This is a genomic window from Bradyrhizobium sp. Leo170 (assembly GCF_004296405.1).
Lineage (GTDB): Bacteria > Pseudomonadota > Alphaproteobacteria > Rhizobiales > Xanthobacteraceae > Bradyrhizobium.
This window is the reverse complement of sequence record NZ_PSRR01000990.1, coordinates 1-220: the sequence shown is the minus strand read 5'-3', so window position 1 is coordinate 220 and position 220 is coordinate 1. Positions and strand designations below refer to the sequence as shown.

The 220-nt window shown below is 68.6% G+C and carries 1 protein-coding gene; it reads left to right on the top strand.

The window, feature by feature from the left end:
* Positions 1-220: transposase (locus CWO89_RS45590; RefSeq protein WP_165421655.1), on the top strand; the 220-nt coding region annotated here is incomplete at both ends.

Here is a 220-nt window from a genome sequence, read left to right as displayed (position 1 = left end):
GAAGAATACAAGCGCCAGACCGTCGAGCTGGTGTTGTCGAGCGGGCGCTCGGTCACGTCGGTTGCCAAGGAGCTTGGTCTGCGCGACTCGGTGCTGCGGCGCTGGGTGGATAAGGTTCGGCAGGAGCCGACATCGGCGGCGTGGCGCCCCACCACGCAGGCGACGCCGATGTCGGCGGACCAGGCTTCGGAACTCGCCCGGCTGCGCCAGGAGAACGAGC